The 20,135-nt window shown below is 65.3% G+C and carries 20 protein-coding genes; 11 read left to right on the top strand and 9 right to left on the bottom strand.

Features of this window, described 5'->3' with window-relative positions:
* Nucleotides 1-3: 3 nt before the first annotated feature.
* Nucleotides 4-1,161, top strand: coding sequence for an SPFH domain-containing protein (locus tag NGM15_RS08660; protein WP_253429563.1), 1,158 nt, complete (start codon nt 4-6; stop codon nt 1,159-1,161).
* A gap of 124 nt (nt 1,162-1,285) precedes the next feature.
* Nucleotides 1,286-1,903, top strand: coding sequence for a winged helix-turn-helix transcriptional regulator (locus tag NGM15_RS08655; protein WP_253429560.1), 618 nt, complete (start codon nt 1,286-1,288; stop codon nt 1,901-1,903).
* A 168-nt stretch (nt 1,904-2,071) separates the two neighbouring features.
* Here the strand turns inward: NGM15_RS08655 and NGM15_RS08650 are convergent, their stop codons facing one another.
* Both NGM15_RS08650 and yjjX read right to left on the bottom strand, forming a co-directional pair.
* Nucleotides 2,072-2,305 carry a DUF7123 family protein gene (locus NGM15_RS08650; protein WP_253429557.1) on the bottom strand — a complete coding sequence of 78 codons (234 nt, stop codon included), beginning with the start codon at nt 2,303-2,305 and terminating at the stop codon, nt 2,072-2,074.
* Nucleotides 2,306-2,574: 269 nt separating this feature from the next.
* Nucleotides 2,575-3,090: an inosine/xanthosine triphosphatase gene (yjjX, locus tag NGM15_RS08645; protein ID WP_253429554.1), complete on the bottom strand. Its 516-nt coding sequence runs from the start codon at nt 3,088-3,090 to the stop codon at nt 2,575-2,577.
* Nucleotides 3,091-3,322: 232 nt separating this feature from the next.
* Between yjjX and NGM15_RS08640 the strand changes: the two genes are divergently transcribed.
* From NGM15_RS08640 to NGM15_RS08630, 3 genes are all read left to right on the top strand, one after another.
* Complete coding sequence (locus tag NGM15_RS08640) at nt 3,323-4,303, top strand: transcription initiation factor IIB (protein ID WP_253429551.1); 981 nt, start codon at nt 3,323-3,325, stop codon at nt 4,301-4,303.
* A gap of 114 nt (nt 4,304-4,417) precedes the next feature.
* Nucleotides 4,418-5,137 carry a type I 3-dehydroquinate dehydratase gene (locus NGM15_RS08635; protein WP_253429548.1) on the top strand — a complete coding sequence of 240 codons (720 nt, stop codon included), beginning with the start codon at nt 4,418-4,420 and terminating at the stop codon, nt 5,135-5,137.
* Between the two features lie 144 nt (nt 5,138-5,281).
* Nucleotides 5,282-5,686 (top strand): zinc ribbon domain-containing protein, encoded by a 405-nt coding sequence (locus tag NGM15_RS08630; protein ID WP_253429545.1) that lies wholly within the window; start codon nt 5,282-5,284, stop codon nt 5,684-5,686.
* A 43-nt stretch (nt 5,687-5,729) separates the two neighbouring features.
* Here the strand turns inward: NGM15_RS08630 and NGM15_RS08625 are convergent, their stop codons facing one another.
* The gene (locus tag NGM15_RS08625) at nt 5,730-6,908 is read right to left on the bottom strand and encodes a 3-dehydroquinate synthase II (protein WP_253429542.1); all 1,179 of its coding nucleotides are present in this window, start codon (nt 6,906-6,908) and stop codon (nt 5,730-5,732) included.
* A gap of 214 nt (nt 6,909-7,122) precedes the next feature.
* Between NGM15_RS08625 and NGM15_RS08620 the strand changes: the two genes are divergently transcribed.
* The gene (locus tag NGM15_RS08620; RefSeq protein ID WP_253429540.1) at nt 7,123-7,716 is read left to right on the top strand and encodes a hypothetical protein; all 594 of its coding nucleotides are present in this window, start codon (nt 7,123-7,125) and stop codon (nt 7,714-7,716) included.
* 11 nt (nt 7,717-7,727) lie between these two features.
* On the opposite strand, the gene NGM15_RS08615 is transcribed toward NGM15_RS08620, so the two are convergent.
* The 3 genes from NGM15_RS08615 to gdhB form a co-directional block, all read right to left on the bottom strand.
* The gene (locus NGM15_RS08615; protein WP_253437921.1) at nt 7,728-8,984 is read right to left on the bottom strand and encodes a Glu/Leu/Phe/Val family dehydrogenase; all 1,257 of its coding nucleotides are present in this window, start codon (nt 8,982-8,984) and stop codon (nt 7,728-7,730) included.
* 170 nt (nt 8,985-9,154) lie between these two features.
* A complete protein-coding gene (locus NGM15_RS08610) occupies nt 9,155-10,033 on the bottom strand; it encodes an HpcH/HpaI aldolase/citrate lyase family protein (protein WP_253437918.1) in 879 nt (292 codons plus the stop codon).
* A gap of 45 nt (nt 10,034-10,078) precedes the next feature.
* Nucleotides 10,079-11,365: a glutamate dehydrogenase GdhB gene (gdhB, locus tag NGM15_RS08605; RefSeq protein WP_253437915.1), complete on the bottom strand. Its 1,287-nt coding sequence runs from the start codon at nt 11,363-11,365 to the stop codon at nt 10,079-10,081.
* 234 nt (nt 11,366-11,599) lie between these two features.
* On the opposite strand from gdhB, the gene NGM15_RS08600 reads away from it, so the two are divergent.
* Complete coding sequence (locus NGM15_RS08600; RefSeq protein WP_253437912.1) at nt 11,600-12,106, top strand: MaoC family dehydratase; 507 nt, start codon at nt 11,600-11,602, stop codon at nt 12,104-12,106.
* Between the two features lie 146 nt (nt 12,107-12,252).
* Here the strand turns inward: NGM15_RS08600 and NGM15_RS08595 are convergent, their stop codons facing one another.
* Entirely contained in the window at nt 12,253-13,452 is a 1,200-nt protein-coding gene (locus tag NGM15_RS08595; protein ID WP_253437909.1) for a M24 family metallopeptidase, read from the bottom strand.
* A gap of 179 nt (nt 13,453-13,631) precedes the next feature.
* Nucleotides 13,632-14,705: a pyruvate dehydrogenase (acetyl-transferring) E1 component subunit alpha gene (gene pdhA / locus NGM15_RS08590; RefSeq protein WP_253437906.1), complete on the bottom strand. Its 1,074-nt coding sequence runs from the start codon at nt 14,703-14,705 to the stop codon at nt 13,632-13,634.
* 222 nt (nt 14,706-14,927) lie between these two features.
* Between pdhA and NGM15_RS08585 the strand changes: the two genes are divergently transcribed.
* The 3 genes from NGM15_RS08585 (at nt 14,928) to NGM15_RS08575 (ending at nt 17,866) form a co-directional block, all read left to right on the top strand.
* Nucleotides 14,928-16,238 carry a M28 family peptidase gene (locus NGM15_RS08585; protein ID WP_253437903.1) on the top strand — a complete coding sequence of 437 codons (1,311 nt, stop codon included), beginning with the start codon at nt 14,928-14,930 and terminating at the stop codon, nt 16,236-16,238.
* Nucleotides 16,239-16,251: 13 nt separating this feature from the next.
* Complete coding sequence (locus tag NGM15_RS08580; RefSeq protein ID WP_253437900.1) at nt 16,252-17,271, top strand: NAD(+)/NADH kinase; 1,020 nt, start codon at nt 16,252-16,254, stop codon at nt 17,269-17,271.
* 136 nt (nt 17,272-17,407) lie between these two features.
* The gene (locus tag NGM15_RS08575; RefSeq protein WP_253437897.1) at nt 17,408-17,866 is read left to right on the top strand and encodes a DUF7313 family protein; all 459 of its coding nucleotides are present in this window, start codon (nt 17,408-17,410) and stop codon (nt 17,864-17,866) included.
* A gap of 303 nt (nt 17,867-18,169) precedes the next feature.
* Here the strand turns inward: NGM15_RS08575 and NGM15_RS08570 are convergent, their stop codons facing one another.
* On the bottom strand, nt 18,170-18,946 hold the full coding sequence (locus tag NGM15_RS08570) for a 4-phosphopantoate--beta-alanine ligase (protein ID WP_253437894.1): 777 nt from the start codon (nt 18,944-18,946) through the stop codon (nt 18,170-18,172).
* A 141-nt stretch (nt 18,947-19,087) separates the two neighbouring features.
* Between NGM15_RS08570 and NGM15_RS08565 the strand changes: the two genes are divergently transcribed.
* Complete coding sequence (locus tag NGM15_RS08565; protein ID WP_253437892.1) at nt 19,088-20,053, top strand: NADPH:quinone reductase; 966 nt, start codon at nt 19,088-19,090, stop codon at nt 20,051-20,053.
* Nucleotides 20,054-20,135 lie beyond the last annotated feature (82 nt).

Raw genomic sequence — 20,135 nt, 5'->3', positions numbered from 1 at the left:
CGTATGGTTCCGGAGCTAATATTCGCACAAGCGGCAACGGTTGGGCTCTTCATCGGCGCCCTCCTCCTGATCGTAGTCCTCGCGGCGCTCCTGAGTGCCATCGAGATCGTCAACGCGTACGAAAAGCGCGCGCTGACGGTCTTTGGGGAATACCGAAAACTGCTCGAGCCCGGTATCAACGTGATTCCGCCGTTCGTCTCTCAGACGTACACGTTCGACATGCGGACCCAGACGCTCGACGTCCCCCGCCAGGAGGCGATCACGCGCGACAACTCGCCGGTGACCGCCGACGCCGTCGTCTATATCCGCGTTATGGACGCCAAAAAGGCGTTCCTCGAGGTCGACAACTACAAGACTGCCGTCTCGAACCTCGCCCAGACCACCCTGCGGGCCGTGCTGGGTGACATGGAACTCGACGAGACGCTGAACAAGCGCCAGGCGATCAACGCGCGCATCCGTACGGAACTCGACGAACCCACCGACGAGTGGGGGATCCGCGTCGAGTCCGTCGAGGTTCGCGAGGTCAACCCCTCGAAGGACGTCCAGCGCGCGATGGAGCAACAGACTTCCGCCGAGCGGAAACGCCGTGCCATGATCCTCGAGGCACAGGGTGAACGCCGCAGTGCCGTCGAGAAGGCCGAAGGTGACAAACAGAGCCAGATCATCCGCGCACAGGGTGAAAAGCAGAGTCAGATCCTCGAGGCCCAGGGTGACTCCATTTCGACCGTCCTCCGGGCCCGCTCGGCCGAGTCGATGGGCGAACGCGCCGTCATCGACAAGGGTCTGGAGACGCTCGCGGAGATCGGACAGAGCGACTCGACGACGTTCGTCCTGCCCCAGGAACTGTCCTCGATGGTCGGGCGCTACGGCAAGCACCTCACCGGCAGCGACGTGAAAGCCGACGGCGAGAGCCTCGATAGTCTCGCGTTCGACGAGGAGACGCGCGAACTCATCGGCCTCGACGACATCGCCGAGATCATCGGCGAGATCGACCAGGAAGCCGAGATGGACCTCGAAGCGATGGAACAGCAGGCCCAGGCGATCAAAGAAGGGAAGGACACCGGGACGGTCTCGGAGACCGAGACCGAGGAGAGCATCGGCGGAATCGACAAGGACTTCGACTCCTCGAGTGAGGAGCCGACCTCGCCGGAAAACGACTGAGTCGAAGGAGTCGCCTCGGTCGGCGGCGTTCGCCGGCCAGGTACGAGCATCGCTCGATTTTCTCTACACGCGGTGGAGCGAAACGCGTTTTACCCTCCGTCGCTTTTCAAACGATACGCAGCATATGACGGGTTCCGATGGGGTCGACGAGAAGAAACGAGCCACGCTCCGGCGGTTCGCCGCCGTCGGTGCGGCCTCGCCGCTCACGCGGTTTTCGGAGTCAGCCGCCGCCGACACGGGCGAGAGCGACGCCCGAGACGCCATCGTCGGCTACCTCTCGACGACTCCCGGCGCACACTTCTCGAAGGTCAGAGACGACCTCCAGCTCGGAACCGGCGAGACCCAGCACCACCTGCGCCGACTCGAGGAACTGGACCTCGTCGAATCGTACAGCGACGGCGACTACAAGCGATTCGTCCCCGCCGCCCGGTTCGACGGCTTCGAGAAGAACGCCCTCGGATACCTCCGGCGAGCGACCCCGCGAGGCATGCTCGTCGAACTCCTCTCGAATCCGGACGCAACGGCGAGCGACCTCGCGGCCGCCCTCGAGGTGTCCCCACCGACGGTGAGCAAGTACGCGGGCGAACTCGAGGAGGCCGGCCTGCTGTCGCGCGAGGATGGGTACGCAGTCGAACGACCCGAAACAGTCCTGCTGTTACTCGTTCGGTACGCCGATTCGTTCGGTGAGCGAGCGGTGACGCTGGCGCGGGACGCGGACGCGTTGATCAGGTACGACGGGTAGCCCGGACGGGGGGCTCAAACCCGAGAGTCGGTATCGACGGGTCAGTTTCGATTCTAATTTCCGGTTTCCGATTCCGAGACGCAGTCAGTACAACGAGTCGCGCCGCTATCGAGTACGTGAAATACAAACGAATTGGCGCGAAAAACCGACCTATGGTATCGAACCCTATTACAGGAGTACTTTCCAGGTCGTACTCGAAGAGTACCCCCACTTCTCGATCTCGATGTCGTAGTCGCCGTCCTGGATTGCTGTGATGTTCGCGCCGACTTCCTTCGCGGTCATCCCGAGTTCCTCGCCGATCAGTCGGGACTTGAAGTAGGTCTTGGTCGCGGCGTGTTCGCGGAGGTACCGCAGGATACGGGTTTGTTTGCTCGTGAGGTCGGCGGCGACTGCTGTGCTCATACTGCACTCGAGGTCAGGCGCCGACTTAGGGGGTTTGGTACACCCGGTTAACCCGTTGTAGTCTCCCGGTTTTCGGGTCGGTAAACCGGCCACTACTCCACCCGGCGGGCGCTCTTGGTACGGCCGGTTAATACGTTCTTTTACGTGACGATCGCCGGTAATTGAACGATACCCACGTTCGCGAACGGGGCCTCGGTGGTCGAGCCAGTCGGCGAACGATTCGAAGGTATCGAGGCGACGCGAGCGACGGGTAATCGTGACTTATCCGACTAGTCGTAGTACGGCGTCACGAACGGCCCTGCGGCGCAGGAAACGGCAGCCGCGAGTGCCGTCGTTCGGTCGGTCAATCCGTCAGTGAGTGCGCCGGCAGCGCCCTCGGTTTCGGCGATGTCGGTCGTCCCCAGCAGATCGTTCATCACGGGTCCGAGTTCGGCGCCTCGCTCGAGGCGTTCGGCGACGACGGTCGGGAGTCGAAGGCTTGGCCCGCTCCCGAGGCCATCCCGCTCGCCATCCGTGATGGCTGCCCACATAATCAGGTACAGGTCGTCGGTGCCGTCGATTCGAGCGATGCCGCCTTCCAGGCCGACGCCCCAGTCGGCGTCGATCGCCTCGAGGGCGCGCCTCGCTCGCGTTTTTGCGCCGGTGATGGTCTCGCGTTGGCCGGTCGGCTGTTCGGCCACGCCGGAGTCGACGGTGACATCGGCGACGGACGGGTCGTACCGCTCGAGGGCGCGTTCGGTAGCCTGGACTTTGACCGGGTTCGTACTGCCCACGGCGACGTGCATCGGTTCGACGGTGGCGTTCAGCGCCTAAAGCCGGTCCGAAAATCGTGCGAGTGGGGCGCACGCACATATTTTAATGTTTGGATTGATAATGCCATTCCCGACGAATAACCAGGTTTCGCGCACTCTCGGCGTATGCTTTCGAAATGTTTATATATAGCACCTCTGAACCCAGTAGGTAACGAATCCGTCCGAGCTTTTCCGATTTCGTTCGGCCGGGGAGAGTTATCATCGTATGACCAACGCACGACTATCCGCCAGAGCCCGACGCACCGAAACCGAGACCGAAACCGAATCAGAGGACGTCGCAGACAGCGACCTCGCCTGTCCGGAGTGTACCGGCCAGCTGGTCGTCGACGACGAACACGGCGAGACTATCTGTGAGGACTGTGGCCTCGTCGTCGAGGAAGATTCCGTCGACCGCGGCCCGGAGTGGCGCGCGTTCGACTCCGCCGAGAAGAACAAGAAGTCCCGCGTCGGCGCGCCCACGACGAACACGATGCACGACAAGGGTCTCTCGACCAACATCGACTGGCGGAACAAGGACGCTTACGGCAACTCCCTGGGCAGTCGCCAGCGCGAGAAGATGCAGCGCCTGCGAAAGTGGAACGAGCGCTTCCGCACGCGCGACAGCAAGGAGCGCAACCTCAAGCAGGCCCTCGGCGAGATCGACCGTATGGCCAGCGCGCTCGGCCTCCCGAACAACGTCCGTGAGACCGCCAGCGTGATCTACAGGCGGGCGCTCAACGAGGACCTCCTGCCCGGCCGGTCCATCGAGGGCGTCTCCACGTCCTGTGTCTACGCCGCCGCCCGCCAGGCCGGCGTCCCGCGCAGCCTCGACGAGATCGCCGACGTAAGCCGCGTCGAGAAGAACGAAATCGCGCGCACCTACCGCTACGTCGTCCGCGAACTCGGCCTCGAGGTCCAGCCGGCCGACCCCGAGAGCTACGTCCCCCGCTTTGCCTCGGGACTCGAACTGTCCGACGAGGCCGAGCACCGCGCCCGCAGCCTCCTGCGAAACGCCAAGGAGAAGGGCGTCCACAGCGGCAAGTCGCCGGTCGGCCTCGCGGCCGCCGCGGTGTACGCCGCTGCCCTGTTGACCAACGAGAAGACTACCCAGGCAGCCGTCAGCGACGTCGCTGATATCTCCGAGGTCACGATCCGAAACCGCTACCACGAATTGCTCGAGGCTGAGGAGACGCTGGGTCTGGCCTGATCGCGGTTTCGTTTTTCCTGTTTCCCGTCTCCCAGCTATCCTCTCTCGTTTCACTCGACGCGCGAGCATCGCCGCCGACGCGTCTTTTTTCACCGCTGCCCTCGAGCGACGCACATGGGCACGAACAGGGACGGGGGTTGGGACGAGAACAGGACCCTCGCGTTCGAGACGTTTACGCTCGCCGCCTCGACGGCCGATTTGAGCGAAGAGCCGGCGGCTCGAGGCCGTGCGGACTGCCTCGAGTTTCGGATGGACCTCGCCGACGCGCCGCTCGCAGCGCTCGAGTCCTACGACGGCGAGCTACCGATCCTGGCGACGAATCGTGCGGCCTGGGAGGGCGGCGAAGCGGACGACGAGGGGCGACTCGAGGCGCTCGTCGAGGCGACCGCCATCGAGGCCGTCGGGGCGGTCGACGTCGAACTCGAGTCGGTACTCGCAGGAGACGCGGACGACTTGCTCGAAGTGGCCCGCGAGCGCGGCGTCGCCGTCGTCGCCTCGACGCACGATTTCGAGGGGACGCCGCCGAGATCCGAGCTGGTACGAACGCTCACCGAAGCGGGGAAGCACGCCGACGTGGCGAAGCTAGCGGTGACGGCGGAGACGAACGGCGACGCGCTGGCGTTGCTCTCGGCGACCGAACAGCTGACGGCGCACGGCGACCGGGTGGCGACGATGGCGATGGGCGAGGTCGGCCGGCACACCCGGGCCGTGGCCCCGGTGTACGGCTCGAAGATTGGGTACGCGCCGGTCGACCCCGAGCAGGCGACCGCACCGGGACAGTACGACCTCGAGACGCTTTCGCGGCTGGTCGCGGCACTCGAGTCGACGGATTGACGCCGCGTTGGCGGCGGTATCGGGTATCGGGTATCGAGCATCGGGTTTCAGGTATCGGGTATCGGAAATGGACCCAGGAATCGCACCGTAGAACCTCGAGCGAAACCGGAATGTTAACGGAGTCGACACCGAACGCACACACGAATGACGCTGGTCCGTGCCCTCGTCGCCGCCGCGTGTTCGCTGCTGTTCCCCGGGATTGGCCACGCCGTTCTCCGCGAGTGGGTGCGTGCGCTTTTCTTCTCGGGGCTGTTCGTCACGGCCGTTGCGCTCTCGTTTTCGACGGACCAGCTCGCCGCGATGTCGTCGCTCGAGGGGACCTGGACGGTCGTGACCGAAGAGACGAGCGTGATCGATCGGTTCGTGCTCGCTTCGATCGCCCTCTTCGCGGCGACCGACGCGCTCTTTCGCGGGCTTGGGACGATCGGCCACGACGGCACCGAGGGGCCGACCTGTCCTCACTGCGGCCGCCCGCTCGATACGGACCTCGAGTTCTGTCACTGGTGTACAACGCGTCTCGAGCGCGTGGAGCCGGATTCGACGCCGTAGCCCGAGTCGAGACGGTTGCCGGTTACCAGTTGCCAGTCACCAGTTACTTTTCGATAATGCTCTCCTCGACGGCCTCCCCGAAGTGTCGCGCTGTGTCCTCGTAGTAGAGGAGGAGTTCGTCGCCGGCCGAGAGGTCGGTCACCGCTCGGCGCCCGTCCCTGGTCGACACCTTGATCGTCTCGGCGTTCTGGAGGAGCGTCTCGACCCGGTCGCCGGAGCCGGTCTCGAGAGCGACCCGGAACATCGGGCGCTTCTCGATTTTGACCCGGCCCACGATCGCCTCTCGAGTGTGACCGTTCGTATCGACGACCTGTACTTCGTCGCCGCTGGTGAGTTCCGAGAGGTACTTCGTGCCGCCGTCGGGCGTCCGGACGTAGGCGTGGACGGCGCCCGCGTTGACCCGGAACGGACGGGAGGCGACGTACGGCGACTCGGCGGTCTCGGCGTGGACGAACACGAGACCGCGGGCCATCGATCCGACGAGCATCCCCTCTTCGTGTTCGAACAGGTTTCCGGTGTCGACACAGACCCGGTCGGCCGAGCCGACGGGTTCGATTTCGACGACGGTGCCCCACTCCAGGTCGAGCGATTCGCGCTCGGACTCGTCTCGAACCTCGACGGTTCGGCGGATTTCGTCGGGATCGTCCGAATCGAGCAGGACGGCGTCGGCGCCGTGCTCGAGGGTCTCGAACGCGGTTTTGGCCTCCGCGGCGTCCGTGACGCCCGCAACGAGGGTCGTCTCGTCGCCGATCCTGGCGATCAGGTTCTCGAGGGGGATGATCGTCCAGTCGTCGCCGATGACGACGGTGTACTCCGCGGTCTTGGCGGCAGCTTCCGCGAACGACTCGTACTCCGTTCCGAGGATGCGAACGTAGGCCCCCTGGTCGACGGCGCCGTTTCGACGCAGCGTCGAGAGGTCGGCCGATCCTGAGAAGTCGTTGGGGAGATCGATCGTGCCGTCGCCCTCGCCGTCCTTGCCGGTAACGTAGGCGTCCGGTCGCTCCTCGTGCTCTTGGCTCTCGGCGTCGTCGATCAACGTCACGTCGCCGTCGGTTCGGAAGGCGGCGACTGAGACGTCGCCCAGTTCGCGCACGCGGGCGACATCGTCCTCGTCGACCAGTACCCAGTCGGCGCCGGCCTCGAGGGCGGCGGTGATTCGTCTTCGGCGGGCGTCCCAGTCGCCGACGGTGCCGTCGGCTTTCACCCAGACTGCTCTCGTCATGGCTCCACCCTCGAAGGGAACTGGCTTCAACGTGGCGGATTTGTCAGTGCTCGCCTTCGGTCACCATTTCGGCGACCGACCGTCGACGGTCGCGTTCGAGACGACCTATCCGGACGCTGCGGATTACAATGAATGTGGAGAAAGTATCGATAGTTACGATAGTCACGACACTATCTTGGATATCAATAAGATACAACGGAAACGAGACGTAGGTATGCTGTGGAATACCGAATCGGTGGCCACGGACGACTCGACCGTCGAACGCATCAGCCGGGACCTGGGGTGTGCCGGCGTTGCGGAGGACGCTCGAGCTGTCGTCGCTCGCGCCGAAGCGGTACTCGGGTGCCAGTACGACCGCGGGGTGCTGACCGTCGCCACGCTTTCAGTGCTCACCCGCCGCAGCCGGGGTTCCCGTTCGCCCCTCGAGCGGGGAGCCGCCTGCGACGCGCTCGCGATGAACCCCGAAGCGGTCGCCGAGGCCGAAGCCGCCCTCGCGGCGACCCTCCAGTCTCCCGCTGACGAAACCGACATTCGCGCCCTCCGACGGACGGTCATCACCCTCCAGGAACTCCTCGCTGCGGTCGAGGCCGGTCGGTCGTGTGCCCCATACCGACCCGGATCGGACCTGGTCGGCCTCGACCCCGCGCTGGCGAGGCTCCTGGAGCAGCCCCTCGACGAAATCGACCCCGAATCCCTCGAACGTCACCTCGAGCGACTCGAGGCGGACCTCGAAATGGCGCGGCTGGGTGTCGAGCTGTACGCGTTGCTCGAGGGTGAGACGGAATCGGCGGACGACGAGAGCGATTAGCGATCAGGAAGTCAGGGGAAGGTGCCACCTTCCTCGAACGCATTGACGACCCGCTGCATAGCGACGACGTAGGCCGCCGTCCGGAAGTTCTCGAGGTCGTTCGCCTCGTAGGCGCTCGTCAACTCGTCGAAGGCGTCGACGATCATCGTCTCGAGTTCGTCGTTGACGCGCTCTTCTGACCAGTAAAAGCGCTGGCGGTTCTGCACCCACTCGAAGTATGAGACGGTGACGCCGCCGGCGTTCGCGAGGATGTCGGGGATGACGTGGACGTCACGCTCTGCCAGCACGTCGTCGGCCCCTGGCGTCAACGGTCCGTTCGCGGCTTCGACGATCAGGTCGGCCTCGACATCGCGGGCGAGGTCCTCGTCGATCGCGTTCTCCAGGGCGGCCGGGATCAACACGTCGACGTCGAGCGTGAGGAGATCCTCGTTCGAGAACTCCTCGTCGGCGCCTTCGTACCCGTTGACGGTCCCGGTATCGGTCTTGAACGTCTTGACGGCCGCCGTGTCGAAGCCGTCCTCGGCGTAGATCGCCCCGCTCGAGTCCGAGACGGCGACGACGCTGCCTCCGAGGTCTTCGAGCAGGTTCGCGGCGATCCAGCCGGCGTTACCGTAGCCCTGGACGGCGACCGTTGCACCCTCGATGTCCCGACCGAGGTAGTCGTAGGCCTCGCGAGTTGCGAGCATCGTCGACCGTCCCGTCGCCTCGACGCGGCCCTCGCTGCCGCCCGACTCGAGCGCTTTTCCGGTGATTACGCCCGGTTCGGTCGTGTTCTCGAGAGTCTCGTAGGTGTCCTTGATCCAGTTCATCTCGCGCTGGCCGGTGTTCACGTCGGGCGCTGGAATGTCCCGGTCCTCGCCGATGAACGGGCGCAGTTCCGTCGCGAACGCGCGCGTGATCCGCTCGAGTTCGCTCTCTGAGTAGTCGGCAGGGTCGATGACGATACCCCCCTTCCCGCCGCCGTAGGGGATGTTGACCACGGCGCACTTGTAGGCCATCCACCCCGAGAGCGCCTTCACCTCGTCGCGGGTGACGCCGGGGTGATAGCGGATTCCGCCCTTGTACGGCCCGCGGTCACCGTTGAACTGCGACCGGAACGCTTTGAATCGCTCGAGCGTGCCGTCGTCGAGTTCTACGGTGAGGTTCGTCTCGAGCACCCGTTCGGGATGTTTGAGGCGGTCGAGAACGTCGTCGCCGACCTCGATGTGGGCCGCGGCGTCGTCGATCTGTGACTGGAGGCTCTCGAATGGATTTGCGGACTCAGTCATACAATTCTATTCTGGAGAAGCCGGTAAAAGCGCGTCGACAAGGGAGAATATTAGATGAGTAGGCGGCGCTCGTCACCGGTACCCGCGAACACTGCTTCGACGGGACGGCGTCTGCACGTGCGCCCGAGATGGTTCACTCGCCACCGTCGGAATTGTACGCGAGACGGGATTCACTCGCCGCCGGCGGCGGAGTCGGCTGCCGCCTCCGCACGTTCGAGGATCCGTTCGGCCTGGGCGATCAGCGGGGCGTCGATCATCTGTCCGTCGACCTCGAAGACGCCTCGACCGTCCGCGTCGGCCTCGCGTTTTCCCTCCAGGACGGCCTCGGCCCACTCGACGTCTGTGGGTTCAGGGGTGAACGCGTCGTTGATCGGCCCGACCTGTGCCGGGTGAATCGCCATCTTCCCGTCGTACCCCAACTGAATGGCGAACTCGGTTTCCTCGACCAGTCCGCGCTCGTCGCCGAAGTCGGTGTAGACGGTGTCAATGGCGTCGATGCCGTTGGCCGCCGCGGCGATTACCACGCGCTCGCGAGCGTAGAGCACCTCGAGTCCCTCGTCGGTCCGCGTCGCGCCGATGTCCGCCGAGAGGTCCTCGGCCCCGAAGACGAGGGCGTCGGTCGCCGCCGCCGCAGCGATGTCGGGTGCGTTCAGGACGCCGCCGGCAGTTTCGATTAGCGCCAGGATCGGCACGGCAGCGTCGTGTTTGCTCAGTACGCCCGCCAAGTGGTCGACGTCCGCCGCCGACTCGACTTTCGGCTGCATGATGGTGTCGAGGCGAAGCTCTCCATTCGCGTCGTCGCCGAGGACGGACTCGAGGTCGGCTCGTGCCTGGTCCGGTGTGGCGTTGACCCGCACGCACACCTCGCAGTCGGGGTCGAATTCCGGGTCGGTGAGTACATCGCGAACGATCGTCCGTGCCTCGTGGGTTCGGGCGGGTGAGACGGCGTCTTCGAGATCAAAGACGAGGACGTCGGCGCCAGCAGTCGGCGCTTTCCGCAGCATTTCGGGTCGATCACCGGGCGTGAACAGGACGCTTCGACGTGTCATATCCGTCGTTTCGAGGAGAAGGAACGTGAATCTGCGGACTTCCAGTCAGGGCCAGAGGCCGCGAACGTCGTGGGTTTCGGCGACCCGTTGGAGCGCGACGATGTAGGCGGCGTCGCGCCAGGTGACATCTCGAGCCTCGTACTCAGTTCGTACGGCGCTCCAGGCCTGGAGCATCTCGCTCTCGAGTTCGTCGTGGACGCGCTCGAGCGACCAGGTGCGGCGGTTCGTGTTCTGGAGCCACTCGAAGTACGAGACGGTGACGCCGCCGGCGTTCGCGAGGATGTCGGGAACCACCGGAATTTCGCGCTGTTCGAAGACCGAGTCCGCTCGCGAGGTGGTCGGCCCGTTGGCGCCCTCGACGATCATCTCCGCCTGCACGTCGTTGGCGTTGTCACTCGTGAGCACGTTTCCGATTGCTGCAGGGATCAGGACGTCGACGTCCAGCTCGAGCAGTTCGGCGTTGGTGAGCTGTTCGGGGGCGTCGTACCCCGAAACCATTCCCGGGCGGGCGTCGTGGTCCTCGACGTCGTTGGTGTCGAGTCCGTCGGGGTCGTAGATCGCTCCGTCGACGTCGCTGACGGCGACGACCCTAGCGCCGTGGTCGTCGAGGTAACGGGCGGCGTAGGCGCCGACGCTCCCGAAGCCCTGGACGGCGACGGTCGTGTCTGTAATGTCCCAACCGTAGTGTTCGATTGCCTTCTCCGCGATGATTCCCACGCTCCGTCCGGGGGCATCCTCACGGCCCTTGCTGCCGCCGACGGCGGGCGGCTTTCCGGTGACGATTCCGGGCTGGGTCTCGCCTTCTTGCATCGAGTAGGCGTCCATGAACCACGCCATTATCTGCGGGTTCGTGCCCATGTCAGGTGCGGGGATGTCCTTCATCGGGCCGATGACCGGTCGGAACTCCTCGGCGAGCCGGCGCGTGAGTCGCTCTTCTTCCGTCTCGCTCAGGTCCTTGGGATCGACGACGATGCCGCCTTTGGCGCCGCCGAAGGGGATGTTCATGACGGCACACTTCCAGGTCATCCACATCGAGAGCGCGACGCACTCGTCCTCGGAGACGTCGGGGTGATAGCGGATGCCACCCTTGTAGGGGCCGCGGGCGTCGTCGTGGTGGGCCCGGTAGCCGGTGAGAATATCGGTCGTCCCGTCGTCGCGCTTGAGCGGAACCGCCACCCGGTAGACCGAGTCGGGGTGCCGGAGTCGCTCGATGATGCCGTCGTCGACGTTGAGGTGCGCAGCAGCGCGCTCGAGTTGCGTGCGAGCGGTTTCGACGGCTGACTCTGCCTCCGTGTTGCGTTCTGGTTCGGATGTGGATTCAGCGGTTACCATGGTATCTCTGGGAGCGGACACGGTCCGTCACGGACGGTGTCTGGACCAACCCGTCGACGACCTCGTCGAGAGCGGACGAGCGTGTCGACGCATTCGTTCGGATTTCCCGAGGCCGACGCTTAACCCTTGCTATTACTCTCTGGATTGGGCAATACTTGCACCCCGGCCACGGCCTCGGCGTCGAGCAGGGATCGATCGGTGTCATTTTACTCGCCCCCGTCGACGCTCGAGACGATGACTGGCCTGTACTACGAGGAGTTCGAGGTGGGCGAGACGATCGAGCACCAGCGCCGACGGACAATTTCCGAAGGCGACAACCAGCGATTCTGTGACATGACGATGAACCAGCAGCCGTTGCACCTCGACGAGACCTTCGCCGAGGGAACCCAGTTCGGCGAACGCTTGGTCAACGGCATCTACACGATGGCGCTAGCCGTCGGCATCTCGATTCCCGAGACGACGGACGGCACGATCGTCGCGAATCTGAGCTACGACGACGTCGAGCACCCGACGCCGGTGTTTCATGGGGACACGATCCGCGTCCAGTCGACGGTGACCGACAAACGCGAGACCAGCGACGGCGAGCGTGGCATCGTCACGATGGACGTCGAAGTCTTCAACCAGGACGACGATCTCGTCTGCTCGTTCTCCCGAACCGTCCTTTCGCTCAAGCGTGAGTTCGCGGAGACGGACGGGGAGGCAGGCGAGGATGCGGAGACGGACGCTGATTCGGACGACTGAATCCGAATCTGAGCGACCGCTCGAGTTCGGCGTGCACCGACTCATTCAGTGTTCGGTATGCACCGATTCACTCAGTGTTCGGTATGCACCGATTCACTCAGTGTTCGGTATGCTCGACTCCCTCGGTCGATTCGGCGCGCGCTCGTTCACTCGGCCGGTTCGGTGCGAATCGACGGCTCAAGGTCGATCGGATAGTCGGTGAGATTCTCGTAGCCATCTTCGGTGACGACGACGAGGTCCTCGATTCGGACGCCGCCGACCGCGGGATCGTAGATGCCGGGTTCGACCGTCACGACGTGGCCGACCTCGAGTTCCTCGCCCGACGGCGAGAGACTCGGCGACTCGTGGATGTCGAGACCGACGCCGTGGCCGGTGCTGTGGATGAATCCCGTTTCGGTGCCGGGATCGCTCCGGAAGGTGGCGTAGCCGGCGTCCTCGATGACGTCGCAGACGGCGTCGTGGACGGCCGCGCCGGTGACGCCGGGTTCGATCGCTTCGAGGGCGGCCTCGAATGCCTCACGAGTGACCTCGTAGCGACGGCGCATCTCGTCGGTCGGGTCGCCCCGACAGAACGTCCTGGTCATGTCGCCGAAGTACTTCGTCTCCTTGTCCCGCGGGAAGATGTCGATCACGATCAACTCGTTCGCTTCGAGCGGGCCGCTCCCGCGGTCGTGGGGGTCGGCGCCGTGTTCCCCGCACGCGACGATGGTTTCGTCGAGCGAACATCCATTTCGCAGGAGCGCGACCTCGATCTCCTCGGTGACGCGTTCGCTGGTCAGCGGTTCGCCCTCGTGGTAGAGGACGTCGTCCTCGACGTTGGCCCCGCCGATCAGGCTCTCGGCGACGGCCATCGCCGACTGGTTCGCTCGCTGCGTGCGGTGGACGTGCTCGATCTCCTCGTCGTGTTTGACCGAGCGAATCTCACCGACGATTCCATCGGGCTCGACGGTTACCTCGAGGCCGCGGGCGCGGAGACCGTCGGCCGTCCCGGTCGGGAAACTGCGCGGAACGCCAACCGAAGCGATCTCCCGATCGTCCAGGAACCGCTCCTGGACGCGGAGGAATCCCTCGTAGCGGCCGTGCTCGGCGATGAGTTCCTGGGAGTCGTACGTCGCGTACCGTGTGACGGTGTCGGCCCCCGACTCCTTGACGGCTCGGCCATATTCGAGGCCTGAGACGAGCAGGTGGACCGCGCCGTCGGGCGTGACGAGCGTCTGGTAGGCGTCCGGCGCCGAGAATCCGGAGACGTAGCGCTGGTCGGAGTCGGTCGCGTCGTCGTCGATGAGGTAGCCGTCGAGTTCCTCGGCGGCGAGGAAGTCTGTGAGTGGTGACAGATCGATCTCCATGCCAGAGCATGGGTGTGGCGCGCTAATAATTACCGGGAAAGCGGAACAGTGCGGAGACTCGGGCGCTCCCGTCGATACCGTGGGCACGAGTCGACGAGTACGCTCGCGATTTCGAAAACCGTTCGAGAATTGGACGGCGACGGCGACAGCGACACACCGGAAAACGGCCCGGGACCGACTCAGTGTTCGAGGGACGGGTCGTCGGGAACCTGCCGACGCTGGCGGGCGTAGCGCGGGTGCTCGCCCGCGTAGACGTGATCGAACATCGTCTCGGCGTCGGGGTCGGACTCGGATTCGGCCGTCTCGACTGCCGACTGGACGCGCTCCGTTGCGCGCTCGCGAACGGCCTGCTCGTCCTCCTCGGTCCAGCCGACGGTCGATTCGAGGTACTCGCGGGTGCGCTCGAGGGGGTCGGTCCACTCCTCGGCTTCGTCCTCGTCGCGGTAGACGTCGGGGTCGTCGGTGGTCGTGTGCGGTCCGCGCCGGTAGGTGACGGCCTCGATGAGGGTCGCGCCGTCGCCGTTCCGGGCACGTTCGAGGGCCTCGTTCACGACGTCGTAGACGGCCAGGACGTCGTTGCCGTCGACGCGGACGCCCTCGATGCCGTAGGCGTCGGCCTTCTGGGCGATGGTGGCACTCGCCGTCTGGCGCTCCCGTGGCACCGAGATGGCGTAGCCGTTGTTCTGGCAGAAGAAGACGGTCGGTGCCTCGAAGACGCCCGCGAAGTTGAGGGCTTCGTGGAAGTCGCCCTCGCTCGTGGCGCCGTCGCCCAGGCTGGCCATCGAGACGACGTCGTCGCCTTTGAGGTTCGAGGCCATGCCCATGCCGACGGCGTGTGGGAGCTGGGTCGCGATGGGGATGGTGATCGGGAACGTCCGAAGGTCCGCCTCGTCCTGGCGGTCGATGTAATTACCTCGCCCCATCAGGTGACGGATGACCTCCGAGAGTGGGAGGCCGCGCGAGAGGTACATCGCGTGGTCGCGGTAGGTCGGAAAGAGGTAGTCCTCGTCACGAAGCGCCATCGCGGCGCCGATCTGGGCGGCCTCCTGGCCCCGCATGGGGGCGTAGGTACCGATCCGCCCCTGTCGGTGGAGGCTGATCGCTTTCTCGTCGAATGTTCGGGCGAGTACCTGTGTCTCGTAGAGTTCGAGGAGCGTCTCCTCGGAGTGGGTGAGGGAGTACTGTGGGCCCTCGTCCTCGTCGGCTTCGAGTTCCGGCAACACACGAACGATTTCATCGACGTGACTGGCCATAGTAGATTCCAACGGTCTATCAGGGAAGATGCCGTCCTAGCTAATAAATGATGGGCTTTGACCCGGTATGGTAAAGATAACTCATTTCTACTTAAACCACTACAACGATTTGTCGAGAATAGTCCGTAGATTCGGGCAATTTTTGACGATCTGTCGACCATGGCTCGTTCCGGACGGCCGGATTCCCAACAGTTAGGCTACCGGGCAAACCTACTCCGGCACATGTCCACGTGGATCGGCGACGTATTCACCAGTGATCGCGGCTGGAACCACCTCGAGGCCCTCGTCGACATCGGCAACCGCATGGCCGGCTCGCCGGGCGAACGCGAGGCGGCGGAACTGACGCGCGACGCACTCGAAGCTGCTGGCGCCCGAAATGCGAGGCTCGAAACCTACGAGATTCAGGGCTGGGAACGCGGCTCGAGCGCAATTCGAGCGAACGACCTGGAACTCGAGTGCATCGCGCTTCCCCGCAGCCCCGCGGCGTCGACGACGGCTCCGCTGGTCGACCTGGGGTACGGTCTGCCCGAGCAGTTCGAGGACGCCGACGTCGAGGGCGCGGTCGTCATGGTTCGAAGCGACATTCCGGACTACTACGATCGATACGTCCACCGGCGCGAGAAGTACTATCATGCGGTCGAAAACGGGGCGTCCGGATTCGTCTACCGCAACCACGTCGAGGGCTGTCTTCCGCCCACGGGAAGCGTCGGAACGCCTGAAAATCCCGTCGGCGAGGTTCCGGCCGTCGGCGTCTCGAGCGAGGTCGGCGCCAGGCTGGCCCGGCGGTTCGACGGCGAGGAGATCGAGGTCGCAGTCGAGGCGACGATCGAGGACGCCGAGAGTCAGAACGTCCACGCCGAGCTCGGTCCCGAGACCGACGAGCGCGTGCTCGTCACGAGCCACGTCGACGCCCACGACATCGCGGAGGGCGCCCTGGACAACGGTGCCGGCACCGCGATGGTTATCGAACTCGCGAACGCCCTCGCCATCCGCGAGGACGACCTCGAGACACGCGTCGAATTCGTCGCCTACGGCGCCGAAGAGGTCGGTCTCGTCGGCTCTGGATACCACGCCGAGGCCGCCGACCACGACCAGATCAAGGCCGTCGTCAACAACGACGGCGTCGTCCGCGGACGAACGCTCTCGCTGACGACCCACGGCTTTGACTCCCTCCAGGACGTCGCGGACGAGGTGTCCGACCGGTTCGGCCATCCCATCGAGACGATCCCGAAGTTGGGTCCCCACAGCGACCATTGGCCGTTCGTCCGGTGGGGCGTCCCCGGCACCCACGTGATGAGCACGTCCGACGAGGTCGGTCGCGGCTGGGGCCACACCTTCGCCGACACGTTCGAGAAACTCGAGAAGCGCGACCTCCTCGAGCAGGCCATCCTTCTCACCGAGTACGTCGTTACGCTCGCGAGCGACGACGTGACCACCGAGCCGAAGTCGACCGACGAGATCGTCGAGCGACTCGAGGCCGAGGACCTCGCCGAGGGGATGCAGATTACCGGCGACTGGCCCTACGACGAGTGATGGCAACGGTGGTGTGACCGCCGACGCGCTCGGGGACGGGTACGACGGCGGCGAGTACGACAGTGACGGGTACGGCGATGACGGGTACGATGGTGGCGAGTACGACAGCGGCGCTCGGAACCGCACGTTTTTGGTCGATCACCGGGAACAGGTTCGTATGGTCGAGGACGGGTGGACGCCAGGCGACACGCCCCAAATTGGGGTCGTCGCGGACGATGTGACGGATGATTCGATTCGAGCGGCCGGCTCCGGCACGCTCGCCGGCGAGGACGGCGCGACGGACGAGAGCGCAGGAGCCGGCGAACGCGAAGAGGCGCTCGAAGACGCGCTCACCGCGCTCGGCGGCTCCCCCGAGGTCGTCACCGGAACGCCGGCCGAGGTCCGTGACGCCGCTCCGGACCTCGTCGTCGCAGTCGGTGATCGCGCGCTGTCGTCGCTCGCCAGGCTCGAGAACGCCGTCGACGCGCCGATCCTCCCCGTGTCGACCAGCGCCGGGGTCGCTCCCGTCGCCCTGGCCGACGTCCAGGAGGCCGTGAACGCCTTCGTTCGTAGCGAGGCGACGATCACGCACCACCCGCTCGTCTCGGTTGTCGTCGACGGCTCGGTCGTCTCGAGGGCCGTCTTCGACGTCTCGCTCGTCACCGACGAACCGGCCCAGATATCGGAGTACAGCGTCCACAGCCGCGGGAGCGCGCTCGCGACGTTCCGCGCGGACGGCGTGGTCGCGGCGACGCCGGCTGGGAGCCACGCCTACGCAGCCGCTGCCTCCGGCCCCTCGCTGTCGGCGGCCGTGAACGCCCTTTCTGTGGTCCCGATCGCCCCGTTCACCACCCGGACGCGCCACTGGGTGGTGCCGGACGACGACCTCACGCTCGCCGTCGAGCGCGACGAGGTCGCCGTCTCGCTCTGCGTCGACGACCGCTGTCTCGAGTCGGTCGGCGTCGGCACGGCCGTCTCGATCCGGATCGATCCCGAACGCGCGCTCGCCTGTCTCGAGACGCCGGTGAGTCGCGGGCCGTTCACTGGCCCGTAGCCGTAGCCGACGTCGACCGAGCGCCTATACCCGCCGTAGCAGCCTCAGCTGATGGAGTATCGGAACGAAAGCCGAGAATTGGCGGTCGCGCGCGACATTGGAAAAATTCTAATGCACGAACCACCGTGTTTCGAGTATGTTATCACCAGCGCTGCTCGGCCCGATCGACATCCTCGCCGAGGAGGTCGTCGGCGGCGTCATGCTCATCGAGTTCGTTCTGCTCGGACTCGTCGTCGCGAACCTGCTCGTCCGCGCGGTCGCACATCGGCGAACCGTCTCCGCGGCCCGCGAGGAGGATCCCGAAGCGATCGCGCGTCCGATCATCCTCGACGTATCGACGTTTCTGATCGTCCTCGGTGGCTTCTACTACCTGACGGTCGAGGTCCACCCCGGGGTCATCTTCACCTCGCTTGCCATCACCCTGCTCATCGCGGACTTCTTCGAGTTCGAGGCGCGCCTGGTCGAAGCTCGTCAGGAACTGCCTCTCGAACGACCCAAGGCCGCGATGACCGCCTCGGCAGTCGCCCTCGCGTACATCGCCTATCAGTCGCTGTTCTTCCTGCTCAGCCCGTTCTGGGACTCCGTCGCCTGGTAAGGCCGTAAGCCCGTCTTGAATCGGTCTGCGTGCCGATTCCACCCTCTCGGTTCGACATCTACGAGCGGTTCGCCTCGCGACACCCCGCTCTCGATACTTTCGCTTCAAGCAGCCGCAGAAAAACTCGAGTGTCGTGCGACCCCCAGCCCCCGCTCAGAGACCGTTCTCGATACCTCGCTCAGAGACCGTTCTCGATACCTCGCTCAGAGACCGTTCTCGATACCTCGCTCAGAGACCGTTCCCAGAACCTCGCTCAGAGACCGTTCCCAGAACCTCGGTCAGAAACCGTTCCCAGAACCTCGGTCAGAAACCGTTCCGAATCCGCGCTTCGGCAGCCTCGAGCGCCGCTTCTCTGTCGAAGTCGGCGACGATGGCCTCGAGTGTCGCCTCGTCGGCGTCGATCAGATCCCTCGCGTGAGCGGTAATATTCGGCACTGCCCGGACGATGTTGTCGACGATCGGGACGTCCGCCACACGCGGTGAACGGGAGAGCGGATTCAGGTCGATGACGATCTCCGTCTTCCCCATCGCGTCGAGGGCTTCCGCGCGGTCTCCGTCCTCGAGCGGGACCAGGACGACGTCGGCCGCGTAGATCCCGTCGGCGTCGACCTTCGCGCGTTCGTGCTCGAGACCCGGAATGAGGGCGTCCGCCTCGATTCCCTTGACGTCCTCGGCGCCGTGCTCGCGGAGGTGGCTGGTGATGGCGTCGATGCGCTCGGGCGTCCGGTTGAAGAGGTTGACCTCGAGGTCGGCGTCGACGACTTCGGCAAGCGCGACCATCTCTTCGGGGACGAGCGCGGCGACGTTCCCGTTGATCGAGAGGACCGGCCGGTCAGCGAGCAGGAGGTGGGCCGCGGCCGCTCGTTCGGCGTCGTCGGCGCTCGGAATCGTCTCCTCGTCCAGGAGGTAGTCGAACGCGCTCCCACGGCCCTCGGCGTGCATGCCCTGGATGTGGGTGATCCCCTTCTCGACGCCGCGTTCGATTCGGTGTCGGGTCACCAGGTCGGTATACCGGGGGTGGTCCTCGGGGATCTCCGACTCGTCTTCGACGTCGGCCGGGACGGTCTCGTGGTCGCTCACACCGGTCACCTCGAGCGGGTCGGACAAAAACGACGCGATTGGGTCTCGAGTGGGACCGAGACCGCCACGGACGCCGGCCCAGACCGGGCGAACGGTGAACGGTGGCCACCATTTATGCCGTCCTGCGCCGTCTCGAGGCACATGCGCGCTATACGACTCGAAACCCACGGTGGACCGGACGTCCTCGAAGTAGTCGACGCCGACCGCCCCGACCCGGGAAGCGACGAACTCCTCCTCGAGGTCGCCGCAGCGGGCATCAACCCCGTCGACACCTACTTCCGAGATGGATCCTACGAACCAGTCTCCCTGCCGTTTACGCCGGGTGTGGACGTCTCGGGAACCGTCGTCGAGACCGGCGACGCCGTCGAGGGCTTCGAACCCGGCGACCGGGTCTTCGGAACCGGCATCGGCAACGCGACGGCCCAGGGGAGTTACGCCGAGTACGCCACGATTCCGACCGATCGCGTCGTCCACCTGCCCGACGGCGTCGACGCCACGCAGGCGGGCGCGGCCGGCGTCGCCACCGTTACCGCCTGGCGGGCCCTGATCGACCACGCCGCCCTCGACCCCGCCGAGTACTGCCTCGTTCACGGCGGCTCCGGCGGCGTCGGCCACGCCGCCGTCCAGATCGCTGCCGCGGTGAGCGCCCGCGTCCTCACGACCGCGAGCCCCGACTACCACGACGCCCTGACCGACCTCGGCGCCGAGACGGTCCTCGATTACGGTCGGGAGGACCTCGCCGATGCCGTCCTCGAGGCCAGCGACGGCGGCGTCGACGCGATTCTCGACCACCGCCTCGACGACTACCTTCAGTTCGACGCCGACGTAGCGGCGACCGGGGCACGGGTGGTCGGCATCGGGGAGAACAGCCCCGACCCCGGCTTCACGAACGATGGCGCCGCCCGGTCGAAGGACGTCAACTACCAGTTCATGAGTATGTTCAACACGCCCGACCTTCGCGTCCCGCTTCGCGGGGTCGCCCATCTCCTCGAGACGGGCAAGCTGTCGATCGAAATCGCCGAGACGTACGGACTCGAGGAGGCCGGCGAGGCTCAGCGGGCCGTAATGGAAGACAGCGTGTTCGGGAAGCTCGTGATCGTTCCGTAAGCTTTTGCCCGTCTTCGACCACGATCTCAATATCGCTCTCGAGACGCGATTCCCTCGAGCGAAACGGACCGAACGCTCAAGA

It is taken from the genome of Natronosalvus halobius (assembly GCF_024138145.1).
GTDB classification, from domain to species: domain Archaea; phylum Halobacteriota; class Halobacteria; order Halobacteriales; family Natrialbaceae; genus Natronosalvus; species Natronosalvus halobius.
The sequence above is the reverse complement of the archived record's forward strand: the minus strand, read 5'-3'. Positions and strand labels throughout refer to the sequence as shown.

Coding starts and splice junctions, on each gene's coding strand:
- NGM15_RS08660 (WP_253429563.1), top strand. CDS start 4: ATGGTTCCGGAGCTAATATTCGCACAAGCGGCAACGGTTGGGCTCTTC.
- NGM15_RS08655 (WP_253429560.1), top strand. CDS start 1,286: ATGACGGGTTCCGATGGGGTCGACGAGAAGAAACGAGCCACGCTCCGG.
- NGM15_RS08650 (WP_253429557.1), bottom strand. CDS start 2,305: ATGAGCACAGCAGTCGCCGCCGACCTCACGAGCAAACAAACCCGTATC.
- yjjX (WP_253429554.1), bottom strand. CDS start 3,090: ATGCACGTCGCCGTGGGCAGTACGAACCCGGTCAAAGTCCAGGCTACC.
- NGM15_RS08640 (WP_253429551.1), top strand. CDS start 3,323: ATGACCAACGCACGACTATCCGCCAGAGCCCGACGCACCGAAACCGAG.
- NGM15_RS08635 (WP_253429548.1), top strand. CDS start 4,418: ATGGGCACGAACAGGGACGGGGGTTGGGACGAGAACAGGACCCTCGCG.
- NGM15_RS08630 (WP_253429545.1), top strand. CDS start 5,282: ATGACGCTGGTCCGTGCCCTCGTCGCCGCCGCGTGTTCGCTGCTGTTC.
- NGM15_RS08625 (WP_253429542.1), bottom strand. CDS start 6,908: ATGACGAGAGCAGTCTGGGTGAAAGCCGACGGCACCGTCGGCGACTGG.
- NGM15_RS08620 (WP_253429540.1), top strand. CDS start 7,123: ATGCTGTGGAATACCGAATCGGTGGCCACGGACGACTCGACCGTCGAA.
- NGM15_RS08615 (WP_253437921.1), bottom strand. CDS start 8,984: ATGACTGAGTCCGCAAATCCATTCGAGAGCCTCCAGTCACAGATCGAC.
- NGM15_RS08610 (WP_253437918.1), bottom strand. CDS start 10,033: ATGACACGTCGAAGCGTCCTGTTCACGCCCGGTGATCGACCCGAAATG.
- gdhB (WP_253437915.1), bottom strand. CDS start 11,365: ATGGTAACCGCTGAATCCACATCCGAACCAGAACGCAACACGGAGGCA.
- NGM15_RS08600 (WP_253437912.1), top strand. CDS start 11,600: ATGACTGGCCTGTACTACGAGGAGTTCGAGGTGGGCGAGACGATCGAG.
- NGM15_RS08595 (WP_253437909.1), bottom strand. CDS start 13,452: ATGGAGATCGATCTGTCACCACTCACAGACTTCCTCGCCGCCGAGGAA.
- pdhA (WP_253437906.1), bottom strand. CDS start 14,705: ATGGCCAGTCACGTCGATGAAATCGTTCGTGTGTTGCCGGAACTCGAA.
- NGM15_RS08585 (WP_253437903.1), top strand. CDS start 14,928: ATGTCCACGTGGATCGGCGACGTATTCACCAGTGATCGCGGCTGGAAC.
- NGM15_RS08575 (WP_253437897.1), top strand. CDS start 17,408: ATGTTATCACCAGCGCTGCTCGGCCCGATCGACATCCTCGCCGAGGAG.
- NGM15_RS08565 (WP_253437892.1), top strand. CDS start 19,088: ATGCGCGCTATACGACTCGAAACCCACGGTGGACCGGACGTCCTCGAA.